22 protein-coding genes are annotated in these 21,909 nt (G+C 32.8%); 6 read left to right on the forward strand and 16 right to left on the reverse strand.

All coding sequences use genetic code 11. The annotated features are described in order from the left end of the window. Positions 1-47: 47 nt before the first annotated feature. Together ACW9XA_RS02770 and ACW9XA_RS02775 are read right to left on the reverse strand one after the other, a co-directional pair. Entirely contained in the window at positions 48-413 is a 366-nt protein-coding gene (locus tag ACW9XA_RS02770; protein ID WP_457762895.1) for a Zn-ribbon domain-containing OB-fold protein, read from the reverse strand. Between the two features lies 1 nt (position 414). Then, positions 415-1,578 (reverse strand): thiolase domain-containing protein, encoded by a 1,164-nt coding sequence (locus ACW9XA_RS02775; RefSeq protein ID WP_457762896.1) that lies wholly within the window; start codon positions 1,576-1,578, stop codon positions 415-417. A 95-nt stretch (positions 1,579-1,673) separates the two neighbouring features. On the opposite strand from ACW9XA_RS02775, the gene ACW9XA_RS02780 reads away from it, so the two are divergent. Continuing rightward, positions 1,674-2,090, forward strand: a complete 417-nt coding sequence (locus tag ACW9XA_RS02780; protein ID WP_457762897.1) for a DNA topoisomerase — start codon at positions 1,674-1,676, stop codon at positions 2,088-2,090. On the opposite strand, the gene ACW9XA_RS02785 is transcribed toward ACW9XA_RS02780, so the two are convergent. The 7 genes from ACW9XA_RS02785 to ACW9XA_RS02815 form a co-directional block, all read right to left on the reverse strand. Further along, positions 2,074-2,880 (reverse strand): carbon-nitrogen hydrolase family protein, encoded by an 807-nt coding sequence (locus ACW9XA_RS02785; RefSeq protein WP_457762898.1) that lies wholly within the window; start codon positions 2,878-2,880, stop codon positions 2,074-2,076. The genes ACW9XA_RS02780 and ACW9XA_RS02785 overlap by 17 nt on opposite strands. A 168-nt stretch (positions 2,881-3,048) precedes the next feature. Beyond that, positions 3,049-3,225 (reverse strand): tautomerase family protein, encoded by a 177-nt coding sequence (locus tag ACW9XA_RS02790; protein ID WP_048114848.1) that lies wholly within the window; start codon positions 3,223-3,225, stop codon positions 3,049-3,051. Positions 3,226-3,258: 33 nt separating this feature from the next. Next, complete coding sequence (locus tag ACW9XA_RS02795; protein WP_457762899.1) at positions 3,259-4,017, reverse strand: rhomboid family intramembrane serine protease; 759 nt, start codon at positions 4,015-4,017, stop codon at positions 3,259-3,261. Positions 4,018-4,248: 231 nt separating this feature from the next. Next, positions 4,249-6,117, reverse strand: a complete 1,869-nt coding sequence (locus ACW9XA_RS02800) for a cupredoxin domain-containing protein (protein WP_457762900.1) — start codon at positions 6,115-6,117, stop codon at positions 4,249-4,251. A 43-nt stretch (positions 6,118-6,160) separates the two neighbouring features. After that, positions 6,161-7,987 carry a hypothetical protein gene (locus ACW9XA_RS02805; protein ID WP_457762901.1) on the reverse strand — a complete coding sequence of 609 codons (1,827 nt, stop codon included), beginning with the start codon at positions 7,985-7,987 and terminating at the stop codon, positions 6,161-6,163. A 69-nt stretch (positions 7,988-8,056) separates the two neighbouring features. After that, complete coding sequence (locus ACW9XA_RS02810) at positions 8,057-9,391, reverse strand: hypothetical protein (RefSeq protein WP_457762902.1); 1,335 nt, start codon at positions 9,389-9,391, stop codon at positions 8,057-8,059. Continuing rightward, positions 9,391-10,701: a hypothetical protein gene (locus ACW9XA_RS02815; RefSeq protein WP_457762903.1), complete on the reverse strand. Its 1,311-nt coding sequence runs from the start codon at positions 10,699-10,701 to the stop codon at positions 9,391-9,393. The genes ACW9XA_RS02810 and ACW9XA_RS02815 overlap by 1 nt, the downstream gene beginning before the upstream one ends. Positions 10,702-10,801: 100 nt before the next feature. On the opposite strand from ACW9XA_RS02815, the gene ACW9XA_RS02820 reads away from it, so the two are divergent. The 3 genes from ACW9XA_RS02820 to ACW9XA_RS02830 are packed head-to-tail and all read left to right on the forward strand — an operon-like array spanning position 10,802 to position 13,655. After that, positions 10,802-11,824, forward strand: coding sequence for an AAA family ATPase (locus tag ACW9XA_RS02820; RefSeq protein WP_457762904.1), 1,023 nt, complete (start codon positions 10,802-10,804; stop codon positions 11,822-11,824). Between the two features lie 2 nt (positions 11,825-11,826). After that, the gene (locus tag ACW9XA_RS02825; RefSeq protein ID WP_457762905.1) at positions 11,827-12,705 is read left to right on the forward strand and encodes a DUF58 domain-containing protein; all 879 of its coding nucleotides are present in this window, start codon (positions 11,827-11,829) and stop codon (positions 12,703-12,705) included. Further along, positions 12,705-13,655, forward strand: coding sequence for a vWA domain-containing protein (locus tag ACW9XA_RS02830; RefSeq protein ID WP_457762906.1), 951 nt, complete (start codon positions 12,705-12,707; stop codon positions 13,653-13,655). The genes ACW9XA_RS02825 and ACW9XA_RS02830 overlap by 1 nt, the downstream gene beginning before the upstream one ends. Before the next feature lie 4 nt (positions 13,656-13,659). Here the strand turns inward: ACW9XA_RS02830 and ACW9XA_RS02835 are convergent, their stop codons facing one another. From ACW9XA_RS02835 to ACW9XA_RS02860, 6 genes are all read right to left on the reverse strand, one after another. After that, positions 13,660-14,865 (reverse strand): peptidase, encoded by a 1,206-nt coding sequence (locus tag ACW9XA_RS02835; protein WP_457763081.1) that lies wholly within the window; start codon positions 14,863-14,865, stop codon positions 13,660-13,662. 22 nt (positions 14,866-14,887) lie between these two features. Then, entirely contained in the window at positions 14,888-15,388 is a 501-nt protein-coding gene (locus ACW9XA_RS02840; protein ID WP_457762907.1) for a winged helix-turn-helix transcriptional regulator, read from the reverse strand. Next, positions 15,381-15,773 carry a hypothetical protein gene (locus ACW9XA_RS02845; protein ID WP_457762908.1) on the reverse strand — a complete coding sequence of 131 codons (393 nt, stop codon included), beginning with the start codon at positions 15,771-15,773 and terminating at the stop codon, positions 15,381-15,383. The genes ACW9XA_RS02840 and ACW9XA_RS02845 overlap by 8 nt, the downstream gene beginning before the upstream one ends. 63 nt (positions 15,774-15,836) lie before the next feature. Then, the gene (locus ACW9XA_RS02850; protein WP_457762909.1) at positions 15,837-17,432 is read right to left on the reverse strand and encodes a peptidase; all 1,596 of its coding nucleotides are present in this window, start codon (positions 17,430-17,432) and stop codon (positions 15,837-15,839) included. Further along, positions 17,389-17,595, reverse strand: coding sequence for a hypothetical protein (locus tag ACW9XA_RS02855; RefSeq protein ID WP_457762910.1), 207 nt, complete (start codon positions 17,593-17,595; stop codon positions 17,389-17,391). Before ACW9XA_RS02855 ends, ACW9XA_RS02850 begins: the two co-directional genes overlap by 44 nt. A gap of 33 nt (positions 17,596-17,628) precedes the next feature. Beyond that, positions 17,629-19,335, reverse strand: a complete 1,707-nt coding sequence (locus ACW9XA_RS02860) for a peptidase (protein WP_457763082.1) — start codon at positions 19,333-19,335, stop codon at positions 17,629-17,631. A 116-nt stretch (positions 19,336-19,451) separates the two neighbouring features. On the opposite strand from ACW9XA_RS02860, the gene ACW9XA_RS02865 reads away from it, so the two are divergent. Together ACW9XA_RS02865 and ACW9XA_RS02870 are read left to right on the forward strand one after the other, a co-directional pair. After that, entirely contained in the window at positions 19,452-20,261 is an 810-nt protein-coding gene (locus ACW9XA_RS02865; RefSeq protein WP_457762911.1) for a CFI-box-CTERM domain-containing protein, read from the forward strand. Between the two features lie 57 nt (positions 20,262-20,318). Next, positions 20,319-21,197, forward strand: a complete 879-nt coding sequence (locus ACW9XA_RS02870; protein ID WP_457762912.1) for a PEFG-CTERM sorting domain-containing protein — start codon at positions 20,319-20,321, stop codon at positions 21,195-21,197. Between the two features lie 14 nt (positions 21,198-21,211). On the opposite strand, the gene ACW9XA_RS02875 is transcribed toward ACW9XA_RS02870, so the two are convergent. Then, on the reverse strand, positions 21,212-21,841 hold the full coding sequence (locus tag ACW9XA_RS02875; protein ID WP_457762913.1) for a hypothetical protein: 630 nt from the start codon (positions 21,839-21,841) through the stop codon (positions 21,212-21,214). Positions 21,842-21,909: the final 68 nt, after the last annotated feature.

Consider the following 21,909-nt stretch of genomic DNA (forward strand, 5'->3'; position numbering starts at 1 on the left):
AATTAAGAAAAGATTTTGATTTTTTTTAATAATTCAAGCAAATAATTTTACTGTTTTTCGATGAGGATTCCGCGTTCATCAAAACCACCAATTTTTGCTCTAGTTCCAACAGGTAGATCAGCGGGGGTAGCAATATTTGGCATAAACCCAGATATTCTCAAATCAGTGTTATCCAACTGAAGTACAACAAAAGCATAAGGAGTATATTTTTCAAAGCCTGCAGGAGCGACTGTGATTATAGTATAAGTTGCAACTACTCCTACACCATCTAAAACAGTATCCTCAAATCCCTTGCTACCACATTTTAGGCAATAATATGCAGTAGATAGATGAAGATATCCACACTCAGTACATTTGTGAGTTAAAAGCTTGCCTTGTTTGGCATATTCAATAAGTTGTTCTTCAATAGTCATTTTACACACTTTGGAATACGTGAACAGCGCAACTTGCACCAGTTGCACCAAAATTATGAGTTAAACCAATTTTTGCATCTTTAACAGTTCTTTCACCAGCTCTTCCAGTTAATTGATCAAATACTTCTACTACTTGTCCAACACCTGTTGCTCCAATTGGATGTCCTTTAGATTTAAGACCACCTGATGGATTAATTGAAATATCAGAATTTAATTTTGTTCTTCCTTCACGAACAGCTTGTATACCTTGTCCTTTATCAAAGAATCCCAAGTCTTCAGTGTCAACTACTTCTGCAATTGTAAAACAATCATGTACTTCTGCAAAATCAACATCTTTTGCAGTGATACCTGCCATTTTGTATGCATCAGCTGCTGCAATCTTTGTACTAGGGATTGTTGTCATGTGTTCACGTCCTTGTAATGCAGCTGGTGAACCACCTCTGCCAGAACCAATAACCTCAATATAGTCACCTCCATGTTCTTTTGCAAATTTTTCAGAACAAAGAATAACAGAACTTGCGCCATCAGAAAATGGACAACAATCATAAAGTTTTAGTGGACTTGCAACCACAGCAGATTTCATTACATCATCAATTGTAATTTTCTTTTGCATGTGAGCTTTTGGATTAAGAAAACCATTGTCATGATTCTTTACTGCAACTGCTGCAAAGTCTTCTTCAGTTGCATTAAACTCTGTCAAGTAAGCTCTTGCCATAGACGCAAACAAACCAGGAAATGATGCACCTGCTTGACCTTCATAGAAAAAGTCAGAACAATATGCAAAGTAAGTTGTAGTCCATTCAGTTCCAGTATGAGTTACTTTTTCAACACCTGTAACAAGAAGGCAATCATAAAATCCGGCTGCAACATTAGCATATGCTTCTCTAAAAGATACAGAACCACTACCACATGCAGATTCTATTGTTAATGATGGTTTATCGGGAATTCCTAATCTACTCATTAAGACAGGACCAATGTGGACCTGTTTGTCAGCTACTCCAAAGACATTTGAAATGTAAGAGGCTTTGATATCTTTTGGAGAGATTCCAGCATTTTCTATGGCTGAAACTGATGCTTGAGTAGTAATATCGGCTATACTTTCACTTAATTTTCCATATTTGGTGCTACCAGCGCCAAGAACACAAACCTTTTCCACAAATGTCACTGACCCATTTCCCTATAAAAATTGTTTTAGTAAATCCATCATAGATAATGCCAAGAAAATCAAATCTCAAAACCGTTCAGGTAAAAAAACCGATTATGAGACACGTAGTCAAGACTACAAAATCAAGAACGAATATTTTCAAAAAAGAAATAATTCAGTATTTTGACAGTAACGGATTTCTCTCTTGGTCATCAAAGGAGAAAAAATACATTATTCTTGGAACAAATTCTCCTAAAAACGGACTGGTTCCATGTCCTGAATGCAAGATGGGGGAGTTAATGGTGATTAGATCTAAATCTACAAGAAAACGATTCATGGGCTGTTCAAACTTTTATGGCGGATGCAAAGCGTCATCACCGTTATTACAAAAAGCAAGAATGCGGGCAACTAAGATGCCTTGTGATATATGTAAATGGCCAATGATAATTTTTCGTTACTCACGAAATCAAAAGTGGACAAAACAATGTGGGAATTTTAATTGTGACAGCAGAAAAACTAAATCTTCAAAGTAGGATAAATATCGGTTCTTCTGTTTTTAAGTAAAGGTAAAATTTTTCGTGTTTGTTTTACTTTGTTCAAATCTATATTTACAAAACCAATTCCTTGTTTCTTTTTCATATCAAGTAAGATTTTCCCATACGGATCAACTACTAGACTTCGTCCACAATAGATATTTCCAACTTGATCCGGAGATATGACATAGCATCCATTTTCAATTGCACGTGTTTTGTTTATTGTAATCCAATGTTCTTCTTTCATATTTCCTTTAACCCAAGCAGACGGTGCAACTAGAACTTCAGAGCCTGCAGATGCAAGTGATCTGGACATTTCTGGAAATCTTAAATCATAACAGATCATCATGCCAATTCTTCCAACAGATGTTTTGATTGGCTTTGTGATTTTTGAGCCTGATATCATTTTGTCAGATTCTTTGAATCCTAACGCATCATAAAGATGAATTTTTCTATATGTGGAGATTATCTTACCAGATTTGTCAATCACAAATGCAGTATCATAAACTCTATCTTTTTTTCTACTCTTCTCATAAAATGAACCTACAACTTGAATTTTATTTTCTTTTGCAGTCTTTGCAATTGTTGAAACAAAATTTCCATTAATTGTTTCAGCTAATTTTGCTAGTTGTTTGGCAGTTTGAGATGAATTTGTATAAAACATCATAAACTCTGGAAATGCACATAACGTTGCATTTTTTGATGCAGCTTTTGAAATGTATGAAATGATTTTTTTGAGATTATCCTCTTTACTAGTTGATGCTTTGAATTGAACTACTGCAACTTTCATAAAATTGGTTAATTGTGTTATAATAAAAGGATAAACTTGTGGTACAAATTAGAAATGTACCATTTTCTTATTATGCAAACTAATCCTATACAATACAAACCGATCATAGTGTGTATGTCATCCTTTGACTGGAGAGATACTTTCCAGTCAAATATTTTTTAAAAATAATTAAAGTTGGTTTCCTGCTAAGAACCAATTTTCTTTAGGATTGTCTTCAAAAACAACAATTACGTGACTTTCTTTTGTTTTTAGAATCTCAACTGCTGATTTTGTGATTGCTTTTGCATATTCATCTTTTTGTTCCTGAGTTCTACCAGGATACATTGATACTGTAATCAAAGGCATGTGAATTGCAAACAGAATCAGTGATTTATTCTTTCAATAATCTGGTCTGTAACCATATCTTGTTCCATAAGTGTACTCAGAGCTATGTGTTTTCTTGTATAGGTATCCAGTTGCAAATCCAATTGCAAATCCTCCAATGTGAGCCATATATGCAACACCGCCGCCTGCAACACCAAAGCCACCTATGAAAAACGGTAATAGATTTTGAAATACCAACCAAAATGGTAAGAACCATTTTGCCTGAATATGCATAGTTCTCCAGATGAATCCTAGCATTAGAAAAGTAGTGATTCGAACTCTAGGAAAGACTGCAAGATATGCGCCAAGTACACCAGATATTGCTCCCGATGCGCCTACAGCAGGAATGGAGCTTGTTGGATCTATTACGACATGAGCTAAACCTGCACCAATTCCCCATCCAAGATAAATTAAAAGAAATTTTGCTTTGCCAAACTTTAGCTCTATGTTATCTCCAAAAATCCATAAAAACAACATGTTACCACCAAGATGCATCAAACCACCATGCATGAAAATAGAACTGAATAAAGAAATGTAAGACATGTCAGGGCATGAGACTCCAGGTTGTATCACAGATGTAAAGCCAGTAATACAACCTGGAACTGCACCCCACTCAAAAAACATGAATGCAGCTTGTTGATTAGAAAATTCCCAAAATTGACCAGTGACAGCTATTTCATAGAAAAATATTACAACATTCATTATGATTAAACCAATAGTTACTTTTGGTTTGAATCCTGGAGGATGTGGGTTTTCATCGCGTATTGGTAACATTAGTTATTTTGTTTGAATAAAATTTGTATAATAAGATTATTAGATTTAAATTTGTAAAAATCCTGTTTTTATTAAAATTTCATTAATTTAGAAAAATAAGATGAGAAACTGGTACTATGACTCCTCTGTTTCTCATCTAACTATGGCCTGTATGATATTACTATACTTCAATAGATAAAAACAGAATTGGTACATTCGTAGGATGAACTGGTATGAATAACAAAGAACAGATTATACTTGTAAAATCCCATTACTAATCAAATATTGAATTCCTTGTACAAAGGCTTGATCATCTATTGCCCCTTCTGCCCACCAGCCTGCGTTGTTCTTAATCCAAGATGGGATTTCATTTCCTGATGTTCCTTCTGATTCAGTTTGTGGAATATCTAAAATTCCATTTGTAATCAAATATTGAATTCCTTGTACAAAGGCTTGATCATCTATTGCCCCTTCTGCCCACCAGCCTGCGTTGTTCTTAATCCATTCAGGGACAGTGGGAGTAGATTCACCTACAATTATTGTGCCTATCATCCAAGGATGAAGGGTGCAGTAGTAATCAAATGAGCCATTTTCTTCAAATTTGAAAGAAAATTTTTCTCCTCCTGCTACAATTCCGCTGTCAAAGCTGCCTGAAGTCCCAATATCTGGAGCTCCCGATGTTACAGTATGTGCTGAACTATCTTTGTTATCCCAAAGTACAACTTGACTAGGTTGAATAGTTATTGATTGAGGAATATAACATGAATTATTTTTTTCACATCCTGGAAGATATGATCCCTTTGCAATATCAACAACATAATCACTACTAAATTCTTCTTTTGGTTCTGAAACTCTAAATGCAAATTCTCCAGCAGTACCAAAATTATTTACATTAGAAATTCTTGCAATAACAGAACCAACATCATCAAAAGTTACTTTTACTGAATCAGTTCCGTCATATGCATCTAATCCTTTCATTGATTCAATTATCTTTCCATTTAGAAAAATTTCAAGATCATATACGTTTTGTTTGATAATAGAGTTTGTAATTGGATCATGAAATTCAATGTGTAATGTAATTTCATTACCAGGATTAATTTGGCCCTTTGGAGTCAATGACAAATGGAATTTCCAATCTTCTTCACTAGATAACACAATTACTTTGTCACCATCTTCTAATGACGCATTTTCTTTTTGAATATCTCGTGCATTACCGGATTTTATTCCAAAGATCATTTTATCATTTTGATTTGAGCTAGCTTCATCAAACATTTTGAGTAATTTTTTTGATGAAAGTAAAAAGTGGACAACAATTTCATCATCACCTGAACGATCTATTGTTCCAAAGTATGAAATATCATTTACTGTTAACAAAATTTCATGATCTTCGAAAATATCAACTGTTTTTGGAATATAGTATTCAGCATGAACAAACGGAATTGATTCAATAAATTCCCTATCCCAATTAAATGGCATTTGGGCAGTAAGCTTTTTGTTTTTACTGTCATAATTAAATTCTTCAATTTTATCAAAATACGTAGCAAACATTAGATCATGTGTTGTATCATCAATTTCTGTGGAAAACGGGATAAATTCTCCCATAGTAAACATAATTTGAAAAGTTGTCTCATTTCCTGAAACAGGTATTGAATTAATTGATAAAATGGTGATTTTTGCATCAACTAATCCACCTTGCAGAAATAGAGGAGCCTCAATGGTTAGTGGTGACTGATTTGAGCCTAACCAAAAGCCATTCTCTGTTGTTTCACCTGAAAAATTCAGGGATTCACTAGGTACAATTTTTGTTTCCAATTTTTCATCAGGAGAAAAGGCATCAAAATCTAAAATCAAGTTTCCTTGACCATCAAAAATCTCAATTTTGTACTCTACTGCTGAAACTATTTTTTGAGTATCATCATTAATGGTAGTTATATCAAAAGTGATTTGATTTTCATTGCCTTCTAAAATAGAAGGATTTGTTTCAAGTTTGATTTTAAAATAATTTTCATTAATGAAAAGAATGTCACTTTCTTCACTACCTGAGCCTCCTGCATATGCAAATTGAATTGAACTGGAAATAATAATTACAGAAAAGATTACAATCAAGAATTTTAGATTCATGTAAATCATTTAGAATTAAATTATTTTAAGGTAACAAAAATTCCTATACTTTGATTAATCCCGAAGAAACCAAGTATTGAATTCCATTTGCAAATTCAACATCTGTCAAATGACCTTCTGACCACCATGCTGCGTTGTTTCTAACCCATGTTGGAATTGAAGTTAGATTAACCTCACTCTCATCAATGTTCTCATCTGTTGTTGGAACACTGATTATATTTTCTTGAACTAGGTATTCAATTCCTTTAGCAAAGTCAGGATCATTTATTTGTCCATTAGACCACCATGCTGCGTTTTTCTTTACCCAACTAGGAATATCAGTGTCTGCTGAAACAGGAGTAATTTTTACTCCTGGTTTTTCTACAAATATTTCTGAATCATCTGAAACCATAGTAACTCCAGTGTCTAGAACTAGAGTTTTTGCAACTATTTCCAAAGTATCAGATGTTGTGTATGGTCTTGGTAATGTAAGGTCTTCATATTCTATGTAAATTGTATCACCATTTGAAACTCTTAGTTGATTTTGTTCTTGGGAAGAATCATCAGTAGTCAAATAGAATTCCCCTGGAAGATAATTGATATGGTGAGGATGTTCATATCCTACAAATTCAATTGGTGTACCTCCTTCTTCAAAAGAGTGATGTCTAGGTACAACTTCTTTTAGAATTGCTTCAGGAGCAACTTGGAAGGAGAAATTGACTTCTTGATCACTTTGATCAAAAATGTTAGAAATCACAATTTTTGCTGAACCACGTTCATCAAATCTAATTGGTTCTACACCTTGTCCATCAACTGAATATCGATCATTTCTAGACTCTACTAATTCTCCATTAAGATAGATATCCATATCATATGCCAATCCCATTTCGTGGATATCGGTTAAACCATCATGTACCATCAAATTCAAATCATAATCTTGATCAACACCGATCACACCGCCTGGTTCTGTCCAAAAGTATGTCTTCCATTCACCATCAGGAGTGTATTTGGTTAATGAGCTAGCAGCAGGTTCTGTCAAGTGTCGATCATTGAATCCATCTTCAACTGTTGCATGTTCCATATCTTTTACAAATTGAACTCCAACATTGATTCCACTTCTATCTGAATCAGAATATACTTTAACATAATTTGTGAAAAATTCTCTGTGGTGTTTCCACAGATCATTGTCTCTTATGAAAAATGATACTTTTTCATTTACATCGTAGACATCTTTGTTAAATTCTGCTTGACCTATTTGCCATCCATAATATGCAGATTTCATAACTACTTCATCGTCATTGAATTCCCAAGCAACAGTTACACGGCCTTCTGTTGGTGAGGTAGCAATCATTACTGCACGATCATGTGATGAAATTGGGTCAGCCACACCATTCACCATCATCATTCCTTGACCCATTACCATTTGCATCCTCATACCATCATTGTCCATGGTCATTCCAGGTGTTGTGACTGTAGTAAGATAGGTATCATGAACAACATAACCCATTTCTCCTGTTAATTTTACAACACCCATGAAAATTCCTGTATCAGGACCAGTTTCTGAAAATTCTACATTATCTACACGGGCAGCATCAGTATAAACATCAAGTGGATTTGATGCGCCACCAATTTGCTCAATCTTATCTTCATCTTCATTCCATCCAGGTGCATAAATTAAAACATTAATTCTATCAGTCCATCCAATTCCTTCGTATCGCTCATTACATTCTTGAAGGGTAAAAACTTCATTAGCACAAAACATCATAATTACTCCAGCAGTTTTTTTAACATTTGTAAAACCAGATTCAGCATATACAGATTGTATAGAAATAGATGATACTAGAATTACCATAAAAACAAAAATTGCCATTGACTTAATACTTTGTGTCATATGATAATGTAAAGCAGAATTTTGAATATAATACAGATGGTTCATTCGATAAATGTACCAGATAATATTCTATTCTATTTCAATTTGACAAGAATGGAAATTTTCATTCCATTTTGAATGACCTACAAATCTTTTTGATTCAAATTCTTTAAGATCATTAAATGTTGTACTAGATTTAGCTATTTCAGTTCCTTCATTATCCAAAAATGAAATTATCAGATCAACTTGAGCACGTCTTGTATTATCATTATAATATTGACCTGAAATTGTTACCAAACCAAAGTCATCACGAGTACATGAAAAATTCTCTACTCCCCTAATTGCAGATTCTTCAGGCTCTATAGATTTTGGTACAGTTTGAGCCCCATTAGAAGATTTATCTGAATTTTTATTTTGATTTGTATTTTCTAATATGTGATATAGTTGAGAATTTATGTAATCATTTTTGTAATAACTAATTTTTTTCAAAATTTCATTTGCAAATCTACTGGTAGGTTCAGTTTCATCTAAAATCAGATTATTAGTATCATAATCAAAATGTTCACCATGTTGATCAAATATGATTACTTGGAAAATCAAATTATCATAAATACAAGATGTAACAGCACCTTTTGAATTATAATTGAATAAGCATTGGGAATTTTCATTGGGATTTCCTGTTAGATATGATGAATCAAAAATTTCTTTTTTACTTCTTTCACCAAAAGAATTCCAATAATTATCTAAATCATTTAGATTATTAAATTCAGAAATCTGTAAGGTTATCGAAGGGACTTTAAATTTGTAAAATGTAGGCTCGTATACTCTAGTTATATCAGTAAAAATTAATTTTACAGAGTCAACAACTCCTTCTTTTTCTTCAAATTCATATTCAGTTGAGAGTAGTCTCCATTTTGTTTGCTTGGTAATCTTCAAAATTTCTTTGTCATTTAACAGAAATTTTTCTAAACTTGATTGAATGGTTTGATCATCTGAGAAAATACTTTTTTCTGGAGTATATTCCAAGTACCCAACTTCTCTCAAGTAATGTATTGTTCTAAGGAATTGATCATCGTTAATTTTTCCTTCAACCCACCATTCTGCTCGGTCTTTTACCCAATGGGGAATTAATTCAGAAGTTTTTTCTTCGTATTGTTCTGGGATATCATGTATCACAGTTTTTGCAGTATATTTTAGAACTTTTTTTGATTCTATTTCTTCAGGTATGATGTTTTTTTCAAGAACATTTTCAATTAATGCCAAAAATTCTGCATCTGAAATTTGACCATCAACCCAGATTTCAGTTGCCTGTTTAACCCAAGGAGGAATTTCTCCCATGTTTTGACCAAAAGCTTGACCAGTAAATGAGAGTAAAACAAAGAAAATGGTCAGTCCTAACAATAAACTGGATTTGAGATTAATCATCAAAGACTGACCTCTTTTGAGAAATTTGATAATGCGCTCTTAAACTCGTCATTATTTGACTTGTATTTCGCATATTCTACACTTCCACAAAGTAAAAGGCAATCTTTCACTTTATCATATTCAGTTGCTTTTAATTCTCTTAGAATTGATAACAGTTCAAAATTAGTTATCTCTTTGTAGATTCCCAAATTTTGAGAATAGTAGTAGCGTATGGCTTGACTGAGAATTTCGTGAGCTTCTTTTTGTTTATTATTTTCATATAGATTGGATGATTTTCTAAGCATATCATGTGTTAATTCTCTGAAATCAGTTTGAGGTGAGGAAACTAGCAAGACAGGTTCTTCAGGCTTTCTTTCTTTCAATTGTTTATGCATAAGATATCCAAATACTGCCAATGAAACAAATACAGGTATTATCAAGAGTAATGATATATTTTCAAATTCTTGTGAAGGTGGAATTACTTGGAATGGGTTACTCTGTAATGAATCACGAATATGTCGTGTGTTTTCAAACTTTGGTTGTTCAAATTTGAAATTATCAAATATATTTTCAGAATCTCTAGATGGTTGTGAAACTGCAACTCCAATATTTGGAACAGTGCTTGATTCAGATTGTTCACCAGATATTATTTCATTAAACATTTGTGAGGTTTGCTCTGTAAATGCATCTAACATTTTTTCTTGAATTTGTTCCTTATTTAGCAACAAATAGTTTGGTGAATATTCTCTAAGATCAAATTCACCCTCACCATTTCTTATGGCGTCAGCCATTAATGCTCGTCCTAATGTAAATTCTTTAGGAGTAAAGATATCATTGGGAATAGCTTCTAAATTATCCATAGAATATCCACGTTCAAGTACAAAAAGTTCCAAATTAGAATTAGGATTGTAATCAAGTGATCTTCCTTGAATAATGTATTTGCTATTACCTATTGGATCTAACAGTGCTTCAGCTATTTCCACATAACCATCTGAAAATCTATCATAATATTTTATTTTTTGTTGAAAACTTTCATGTCTAAGATCTCGCTGTTCAACTAACACTCCATTAAGTATTTGACCTTCTTCTGAATCAATAGTAATTTTGTATTCGCCAATAGAATATTGATTATTAGTAATGAATTTGTCATAGATTGGTTTTGTATCTTTGATTGCAAGTTCTTCATAATTTGAAACAATCTCATCTTGTTGAGAGGTTACACTTTTTTTATCAATTTGTCCTTCAATTAACCAATCCATTTGGATTTCATTACCATCTGCAAAAACAGGATTTACAAGAAAAATTAGGGGTGCAAAAAAAAGTATTTTCAACAATTCTTACTATAAAATGTCAAATTTTCCTTTAATCGAAATTGGTACATTTTTCGAATGAACCAGTCTCCTATTAATTCAAAAATGAATATCTTAAGACATGGCTCTAAGAGAAAATCACGTAAATTATTCAGTATCAAATAAGGAAATTCAGGACTTGAACAAAGAGGCTCAAAAATACGCCGAAAAACTAAATGGAGTTTTTGATGAATCTCATAAAGTCATTATTGGGCAGCAAGATGCACTAAAAAAAATTCTCATCTCTATAATTTCTGATGGACATGTTTTACTTGAGAGTGTTCCAGGTTTAGCAAAAACATTGATGGTTAAAACCATGTCACAAATATTCAGTGTTGATCATGTAAGAATTCAATTTACACCAGACTTGCTTCCAGCAGATATTTTGGGAACAAAAATTTACAAAAATGTTTCAGGATCATTTGTAACTCAGAAAGGTCCTATTTTTCATAATTTTGTTCTAGCTGATGAGATTAATCGTGCACCACCAAAAGTTCAATCAGCATTACTTGAAGCAATGCAAGAAAGAAATGTCACAATTCATGGAGATACGTATGAATTAAAAAAACCATTTCTAGTTTTAGCTACACAGAATCCAATTGAAAATGAGGGAACATACAAACTTCCAGAGGCTCAAGTAGATAGATTTGCTTTAAAAATTCTAATTGATTATCCATCAAAGCAAGAAGAGCTTGAAATAATTGAAAGAAATTCTTCTAATAATTCGAATTCAGTTAAATCATTAGTTAGTCCATCAGAAATAATTGAAATTCAAAAGTTCAATGAAAAAATCTATGCAGACAAAGTAATTACTGAATATATTGCAGATATTGTAAACGCTACAAGAAATCCAAAAGATTATGATTTAGATTTAGAAAATATGATTGAATTTGGTGCATCACCAAGAGCTTCAATTTGGTTAATGAGAACTGCAAAAGCAAATGCATTACTAAATGGAAGAGGTTTCATAATTCCTGAGGATGTAAAAGAAGTTGCACATGAAGTTTTACGTCACAGAATAATTTTGACTTTTGAAGCTGAAGCAAATGGAATAAATCCTGATAAAATAATTGACTTTGTTTTAGAGAAAATTAGTCCACCTTAGAAATGAGTCAACTTTCTGAATTACTAAAGCAGGTCAAAGATCTGGAAATTAAGACTAAAAATCTAGTTGAAGGTATGGATTCTGGCGCCTATAGATCTAGATTTAGAGGTGGAGGAATAGAATTTTCTGAAGTTCGTGAGTATGCGGCAGGTGATGATGCAAGAAGAATTGATTGGAATGTTTCAGCCAGGTATAATGATCTTTTTGTCAAAGAGTTTGTTGAAGAAAAAGAACTTAATGTTTTTGTAGTAATTGACATGTCAGCATCTAATGATTTTGGTTACATTAAAAGTAAAAAGGAATTAGGTTTTGAAGTAGCAGCTTCGTTAATGTTTTCAGCATTAAAAAATAATGATAGGGTTGGAATGGGTCTTTTTACAGATTCACTTGAAAAATTCGTTCCAGCTAAAAAAGGAAAAAGACACATGATGGAAATTCTTAAAGAATTATTAGATTATCAAACAAAAAGTACGCATACTGATATTTTTAAATCACTTTCTGAATTACAAAAAAATCTAAAGAAAAGAAGTGTGGTTTTTATTGTTTCAGATTTTATTTCAGATTCTTTTGTAAAACCATTAAAATTATTAAAATTCAAGCATCAAATTGTTCTTGTCAATATTTCTGATATTCGTGAGACAGAAATTCCTGAAATGGGTCATGTGTATTTAGAAGATGCAGAATCAGAAGAACAAATTCTTGTAAATACTTCGGATAAAAAATTTCAAAAAGAATATTCTAATCTAATCAAAGAAACAAGAAAACAAAATGAATTTGAGATGAGAAAGATGGGAATTGATTTTCTTAGTCTTTCAAATGAGGAATCATTTGATATAACATTTAATCGATATGTTAGAAGCAAAAAAAGAGGTAGAAACTAATGCAGATTGAGTTTGAATTTCTTTATGCATTGCTTTTGCTTTTGGTAATTCCTGCACTATACATTTTATATTCAAAGTATAACTCTGAAAAAAAGGAATCAATTCTAAAATTCAGTTCATTAAAAATTGTGAAAAAATCAATTATGGGGAAAAATTTTCTAAGAAAACATTTGCCATTTGTATTGATGATGGGAATTCTAGGATTGGCCATTATAGGATTGGCAAATCCTCAGATTCCAACATTATCAGTTGAAAAAGGCATCAATTTGAGCATAGTTTTAGATGGTTCAGAGAGTATGGCAGCCTCAGATTATACACCTACACGCCTAGATGCTGCAAAAGGTGCAATTAGTAATTTGGTAACAAAAATTGGTCAACAAAACAATGTTGGAGTTGTTTTGTTTGAATCAGGAGCTACCACAATCTCATATCTTTCACCAGACAAAGAAAAGACTGTAAATGCAATTTCATCAATTGAACAGGGTCAAGGAGCTACTGCAATTGGTGATGGATTAGCGTTAGGAATTGATATGGCTTCATCAATTCCTGACAAAAAAGGTATCATAATTTTACTAAGTGATGGTGTTCATAATTCAGGACTAATAACACCAGAAGAAGCAATAGATTATGCAAAGATTAACAGTGTTCAAATTCATACAATTGGTTTAGGTTCAGTTGAACCAGTTTATCTAAGAGATGACATCTATGGAGAACCACAATATGCACAATTAGATGAAGATACACTTGTTACAATTGCACAAGAGACAGGTGGAAACTATTACAAATCACTTGATGAACAAACACTCAATGAAATATTTTTCACTCTAAGTTCTAATCTTGAATATGAAATGGAATATTCAACTATTAGAGATTGGTTTATAGCTGCTTCGATAGGATTGTTACTAATTGATGCATATGTTATTTACGGTAGATATAGAATAGTTGCTTAACTTTCTATACAATTATTATTTTTCTCTTTACAAGATTCTCAATTATATTTAGAAACTCATCGTCGGTAATTTTTTCTTCAGACCACCATCCTGCAGAATTTTTTACCCAAGATGGGATTTTCCATTGTGATTCTGAAATTACATCTCGTTCAGGAACAGAAACAATTTGTTTTTCAAACAAAAAGTCAATTCCTTCAAGAAATTCTGAATCAGTGATTTGGTTTGTTATCCACCAATTAGCATTAGTCTTGATCCATTGAGGAATTTTTGGCATCTCAGGTGGTAATCCTTTATCAAAACCTGAAATTTTGAGTGTACCTTGTGATGTTGGACCCACATTAAATGCTACATGCCAAAATCCCATCTCATCTATGCTTTGAATAAAATCAACAGGTTCATCATTTAGGGTTACAGAGAATTTTTCATTTCCTGAAATTGGAGGAAATTCAAAATTGGCATACGTCTCTAATGGATAGCTGTTATACCCACGAATACTCATCGTTGTTCCTTTCTCATCAAACTTTGCAGCAGAATACCATGCACCTGAATCATATCTAAAATCAAAATCACCGCCATTTTTCTTTGCAGTTACAGGAATCACAGTAGTATCAACAGGTGCAAAACATGAATAGAAACGAACAGGTTCAGATACAGAAGGATCAGGATATATTGTAAAGTTCAGTATTTGCCCTGGCTCAATCTTTTCAATTGGTTTTATATTTTGAGCAACATCTAAAATATATTTTTCATAGCCATGAACAATCGCAAATATTTTAGGATTGTATACTGTGTGATTTCCAATATTTGTTATTCTACCAGTAACATGACCATCTTCATGAGTAATCAGAGTTTTATCATAGATAATTTGTATAGGGACAGAATCTTTTTTGGTTTTAGAATAATCTAATTCAGCATTTAGCAAGACAGGATTATCACCACGAATTTCTGGAAATTTTAATTTAAATGGAATATCAGTCATTGCAGGTATAGGTACATGATGTAATGTATGAGTAATTTTTTTCTGATCATTATCAATAACAGATATTGTAATTATTGGAATTAATGCAAAATCATTTTGATTTTTTACATTTCCAACAACAGTATAAACTCCTTCATAATCATAATATCCAGCATATTCACTATCAGGTATGAAAATATCAGCATATGCAATTGTAGGAAGTAACAGAAGAATGAATAATCCTAAAAACATAGGAATGATTAGTTGTGAAATTCTAGAAGGAGTTGAAAATATCTTCAAACCCAGAGGTTGGTTTCTCAAGTATGCTTGGTCTATAGTCTTCAATTAATTTATCTATGATATCTCTTGCTTTAATATGATATCTTTTTTTGAGATGGATGAATTTTATTTCTACTAATTCATCATCTACAAGTTGTGATAGATATAGTGAAACAGTTGATGGTGATTTTTTAACTGCCTTAACTAATTCAGAAAATTCTGATCCATCATTTTCTATTAATGCTAGAAGCAAATCACGAGGAGTCTGTTTTCGCAAAGCTTTGATTGCAATTGATTCAGATTCAGTAATTTGTGGTGGATAAAATCTTACTTGTCGTGGACCGCGATGAGCTTTGATGATTCCGTTTTTTTCTAATTTTCCAAGATAGTGACTGAGTACTCCATTTTTTAATCCAGATGAACGCATAATTTCACGGAATTGAATTCCAGGATTTTGTTCTATGATTTGTTGAATTTGTATATCTCTATCAGTCATTTCTAAACACTCCTAATGCCAATAATCCTAATGTCACAAATGTCAATAAATGTCCTACCTCAGAAATCGACATCATATCAAGATCAAAGACAGTTGGCCAAGTGGCGTCAACTAGTAAAACAACTTCAGCCCCAATAAAATTTGCAAATGCTATTGCACTTAGTAAGAGTCGTTTAGTCTTCAATCTATAGTATGCAAATACTGCAAGAACTGTAATGAATACTGCAAGTGTGATTCCTCCAACATGCAAGAAAATATGAGCAAGATGATACCCATGGAACAAATGTGGAACAATGATAGGCAAAGCCAAAATTGCGATTACACCAGTAACTACAATTGAAAATAGAGTTGACTTTCTTTCAAGAATTGTTTCAGGCCTAAACAAAGTAATGATAATTACTCAATTATTCATTTAAAGCGACTGGTTCATTTCTCGAACTAGTATCGATCAAACATGAATGATTCCTTTCTTGATTAAAAATTCCAGTCCTTGAAAAAAGGTATTATCATCAATTTGTCCTGCTGCCCACCACTCTGCATTGTTTCTGATCCATGATGGAATCTCTTGAACATCTGTTGTTTCTTGTTGTGTTTGAGGAATTACAATGATATTGTTTTTTATCAGATATTCTATTCCTTGAATGAATGTATTATCATCAATTTGTTCTTCAGACCACCACAATGCATTGTTTCTGATCCAATCAGGTATCAAAATTTCATTTTGGTTTGTAACTCTATTAATTACAATGGGAATCATAGTTTTTGCAAGATCATTATTGTCTAAATTATAAAAATTCAAATTGACAATTCCGGAGATATTTTGAGGAACCATAAATTCTGCAATGTTATGTTTATCTTTAGAATCTGTACTAATTCCACTTTGCTCAAAAATTATTTTTTCATTTTGGGTAACTGAAAAATCATAAGTTGTAGAAACAGGTTTGTTCTTTAAGAAGATATCAGTTATATCAAAAATTATCTTGGCATTAGAATTTGATGTTAAATTTTCAGGTTCCATAGTTACTAGAATTCTAAATTGTCCATTTTCTGTAACTGAGCTCAAATGAACGTAATCACGATCAGGTTTTATCACAAAATTCATTTGGTTTTGATTAGAGCCATTTTCAAATATGTTTAGCAGTTCTTTTTGATAAATAATAAAATGAACTACACGTCCATCAGAGAAAAAATCATCAATAGTTGTAACATCATCAGATAACTTGATTCCATTTACATACATTGAAAATCCAGATACTAGTAAATCACCAAATGTTTTTGGAATTACAAGTTCTTCATGAACAACGGATGTTTGATTGATGTTAGATTCGCTCCACTCAAAAGGCATAGAATAACTGATTTCTTTTGAGTGAGAATCATAATTAAAATCCGAAATTTCATCATAGTATGTAACTATATCAATAGTTTGTTCACCAAAATTTGGATCAACAAAATTGTGTGTAGTAGTTTGAGCAACAGATATTCCAGCATTAAAGATAAGGGGTTCTGCTAATTTTTGGGAATAACCATCAGCTGTAAGTATACTAATATCGAATTTGTATAAGCCACCTTCACTGAGTTTTGGTCCTTTTACATTAATCATTCTGCTTTCTAATCCTAGTAAAGAGCCAAAAAGTCCATTATCTGAAACTTCTTCAATTACAACAGTATCAGAATCTTCAGATACAAAATTAAAAACTATGAATCCATTATCTGCCTTGAATTCTTGCTCAAACAGAAAAGTTTCACCACGATAAGATTTAATTAAAAATGTAACATCACGTAATGTAATTTTAGAATCAAAATCAATCATTGAAATGGAAATTTGTTGATCATCATTTTTTTCAGGATCATTTTTTGAAGATGAAATTTCTAGAGTAACTTGTTTTCCATTTAGAACAACAGGTGGAAAAGTTTCGCTGCCTACACCATGACCAAATGCACTATCAAATACAAATACAGAGAGAAATATTAGAATAGCAAATAAGAAGAAACTTTTCAAGCTATGTCCACTTGTTTGGATCTTTTTTGCGTATTTCTTTTCCATCGATTGTAATTTGATCTTGCTCTTCAAATACAGTATGCCATTTTCCATTGTCTGGAAAAATTTCATTCATCTCTTTTACTTTTTCACTTGTTGGTGCTTTGTTCATCAAAGCTCCCCATCTCATGTTTGGAATTTTTGGCATGATGTCATTGATGTCTTTCATAATACTAACACTTAACAGAATTTATTTAAAAACCTATGATTGAATTTTCATAATTCCTTCTTTGATTAGATATTGAATGCCTTGCACAAAGGAATCGTCATCGATTTGTCCTGCTGCCCACCACTCTGCATTGTTTTTAATCCAACTAGGAATGTTATTTGTGGTTCCACCAGTTCCTTGAGTGGTTGGTGGAATCTTCATGATTTTTTCTTTAATGAGATATTGAATGCCTTGCACAAAGGAATCGTCATCGATTTGTCCTGCTGCCCACCACTCTGCATTGTTTTTAATCCAACTAGGAATTGGTGCTTTTTCAGGAACTGAAGGGATAGTAGTAGAACCAGGACCAATTTCAATAATTGCAGAGCCAATTCCAGCATAGGTTGGATCATAATCTAATCCTGTTCCATAAACTAGAATATCAACTCGAATTTGACCCTGAGATGGAACATAGATTCTTTGAATGTCTAATCCTTCAATAGACATTATTCCTGGGTTATCTGGATCATCTCCATCATTTCTGGCAATTTCTTTATCAAATTCATCTAAAACAACATAAGCATATCTTACATCTTTGATTAAATCTCTATTTTCATCAAAGAATGTAAATTCAAACGGAATTTCTTGATTAGCTCCATATTTTCCATCCCAAGCTATGTTAACAGTTGTTGGAACTTTTTCATAGTTTTTGGTATCTACAAGATAAAATTCGGTAGAACTTTTTGTAGTTTCTGCTAATGGAACTAATTTCAAGTCCATTTTTTGATTATCATAGTTTGAAGGGCCAAGTGATGCATTAATTTTTTCTAAGTCATTTTTAGTAATTAAGAAATGAACAATGTTTGTATCATCATATGAGTATGGATCATTCAGTAATGCTCTCTGATCAATTTCAACACCATTAACATATCCTTTGAATTGTTTTCCTTCTGCATACGGTGCAAATGTTTTTGGAACTCGTACTTCTTCATGTACTACTTGTACCAAGTTAACATAATCTGGACTCCAATCAAATGGCATGTCAAACGAAATTGAATTATCGGATTTATCGAATTTGAAATTGTCAACATCATCATAGTATGTCTTTATAACAACTGGAACTTCTTCAGCATTTGCGGTCTGGAAAGAAAAGTTTTGTTCTTGTGCAACACTTACAAAAGTCTCATAACTTAACAAGTTAGCTAGTACTGTTCTTGGACTAGTGGCAGCTTCAATGTCTACCCTAATCTTGTACAATCCACCTTTTACAAATATTGGACCCGTGATTGAAGGTCTTGCGCAGATATCTAAATTCTCATCAGTACAAGATGCCCCTTGTACATATAAAGCGCCAGGGGCACTAACATGTTGAGATCCACCATAAATTGAACATTCATGAAGATTATCTTTATTACAACTAGACTGTGGTTTGATTTTAACATCTAGTCTTCCATCCATATCATAAAACAAATTTCTAGCTAAAAGTTCACCACTTTGCCAAACTTCTATTCTATATGTCACTTTTTCAAGATTCTTATCAGTTAAAGTATCAAAAAAACGTACTTGCATATTAGCAGAATCAATTTCTCCAACTGTAATATCAGATGGACTCAGTTGCGTTCTAACAGTTACCTCCATATCTCCAAATGATAGCGGTTCAGCTTGATCTCCGCCAAGCCCATGTCCAAATGCATCAGGAAGAATAGTGGCAATCGAAAAAATACCAATAATTGAAATGAATAATGCAAACTTGTTATACAATGTTGAAATTGAGTTCATTCCATATTTAAATATGGTACAGGATTTCTATGCGTAGGAATTTTTTTTTATTTGAAAAATAGAGTACAATTTTTATTTCAGGTTTTCAAGTTTAATGTATGAAGATTTTGCTTGCATTTTTGCTGATTCCATTATTAATCATACCAGCATTTGCTGAATCACAAGTTTTACCTACAGAAAAAGGAACACTAGATGTAAAACTATCACATGATCCAATTGAACCTAATGTTGAAACAAAAATCAATATTGATTTTCTAAATCCTCAAACACAAAAAGTTCAAGAGCATATTGATTATACAATTTCTGTATCTAAAGATGGTGAAAGAGTATTTGGACCAATACCACTAACTCACACATCTGTTGGTTCTGTTAAAATTCCAATTGAATTCAATCTAGGAGAAGGTGTGTATACAATGGACTTTGAGATTGAAGGTATTTTGTTTCAGCCAATTCCTAAAGAAGCAGTATCATTTGACATTATAGTAGGTGAAGCACACGCTCAACCAACAAAAGACGTTCCACCTGAAGAAAATGGAGGATGTTTAATTGCAACAGCAGCATTTGGTTCAGAACTTGCACCACAAGTTCAACAACTCAGAGAACTTAGAGACAATACGGTCTTAACAACAGAATCAGGAACTATGTTTATGAGTGGATTTAATCAACTCTATTATTCATTTTCACCCAGCATAGCTGATTTTGAAAGAGAAAATCAGGTTTTCAAAGAAATTGTAAAGGTAGGATTAACACCAATGTTATCATCATTGTCATTGCTTAATCATGTCAATATTGATTCAGAAGAAGAAATGTTGGGATATGGTATTTCTATAATTATGCTAAATGTTGGGATGTATATTGGAATTCCAGTGTTGGGAATTCTAAAGTTGTACCAATTTAGAAAAAATTAGTACCATTTATGAAAATTCCAGTGAGGTTTTTATGTATCCAGACAAGTATTTTCTTTAATGAAGACTAAAGCAATTAGCTCTTTCTTCGTACTATTTGCTATTGCAGCAGGTATTGTCGCAATGACACCAGCTGCCTTTGCAGATCATTCAGAAGTCACAATCGTTCCAGCACCAGGTTCTGGTGCACCAGGTTGTGAAGATACAGCAGAAGGATGTTACATTCCAAGTACTGCAACAGTAGATGTTGGTGGTGTTGTAATTATGACAAACACTGACAGTGCAGCACATACATTCACATCAGGAACTCCAGATGGCGGACCAGATGGTGTATTTGATACAAGTCTACTAATGATAGATGGTTCATACGAATGGACTCCAGATACTGTAGGTGAATATCCATACTTCTGTATGGTACATCCTTGGATGCAAGGTTTGATTATAGTACAAGAAGTAGAAGCTGAAGAAGCAACTGACGATCATGGTGATGATCACATGGACGATGCAGGTCACTTGATGACACAAGCATCTGCAACTGGTATGATGTCTGATGGAACAAAAGTTTCAGTATGGACTACAGAACCAATGGCAGGTGAGATGATGGAAGTTCATGTAGAATTTGAAGATTCAGAACATGTCAATCATGACATTACTGTTACACAGAATGGTAAAACAGTACTAGATGACATGGGAGCACATCATCATGAAGGATCAGGTATGCATACAACAGCACCACTAAGTTCTTCTGATCCAGTAGACATTACTATTACCTTCCAAGGTTATGGTGTTGACGATCCTAAAACAGGACCTATTGGTGAAGAAATAGTATTCTCAAAGGTTGTCCCAGAATTTGGAACAATTGCAATGATGATACTAGCTGTTGCAATCATAAGCATCGTAGCAGTAACTGCAAAATCTAGAGTCATTCCAAGATTTTAGGAATTCCTCTTTTTCTATTTTCTTTTTACTAAAGCAATTATCGCTAAGATTATAGCTGCTCCAGCAATTGATAATCCAAATATTGCAAAGTCATAAGCTGCACCACCATCAGAAGAAACTTTAGTTTCGCCAGAATTTAGTTTAGAAACATCTTGCTGTAGTGAAGAAATTGCATTTTTTAATGCGGCAATGTCAGTATCACCTCCGCCTGATGTTGGAGGAAAATCTAAGACTGCAGTAGATTCTACATCTTCAACTGGAATTTTAATGTCAATTAGAGTACCGTGAAGATTTCCCTTTAGTTCTACCATGTAAGTTCCAGTTTTAGTAGGAATTATCGGAGAAAAATAGTATCCGGGTTTAGGATCAGAATTAATATCAATTTTTTTAGATGCGCCTCCAAACATTACAGTCGCATCAACATTTTTGAAAGCACTTGTTATTCCTGTAAATGAACCTTCATTTTCTCCTCGTTCAATGATTTTCAGAACTAGATCATTTCTAATTCCTACAACAGGAGGTTCAATTCCCCATCCTGCTTCGATTTCATATTGTTCTACATGAACAGTAGTATGGGCAAATGAGGGAACAATCATCCCAATTGAAAATAACAATCCAATAAAGACAAAAAGCAGAATCTTCACTATAATCAATTTAGAATAACATGTTATTATCTTTACGTGGTTTGGTACAAATCTCGAATAATTTGAAA

The organism is Candidatus Nitrosopumilus sp. bin_6a, from assembly GCF_054095695.1.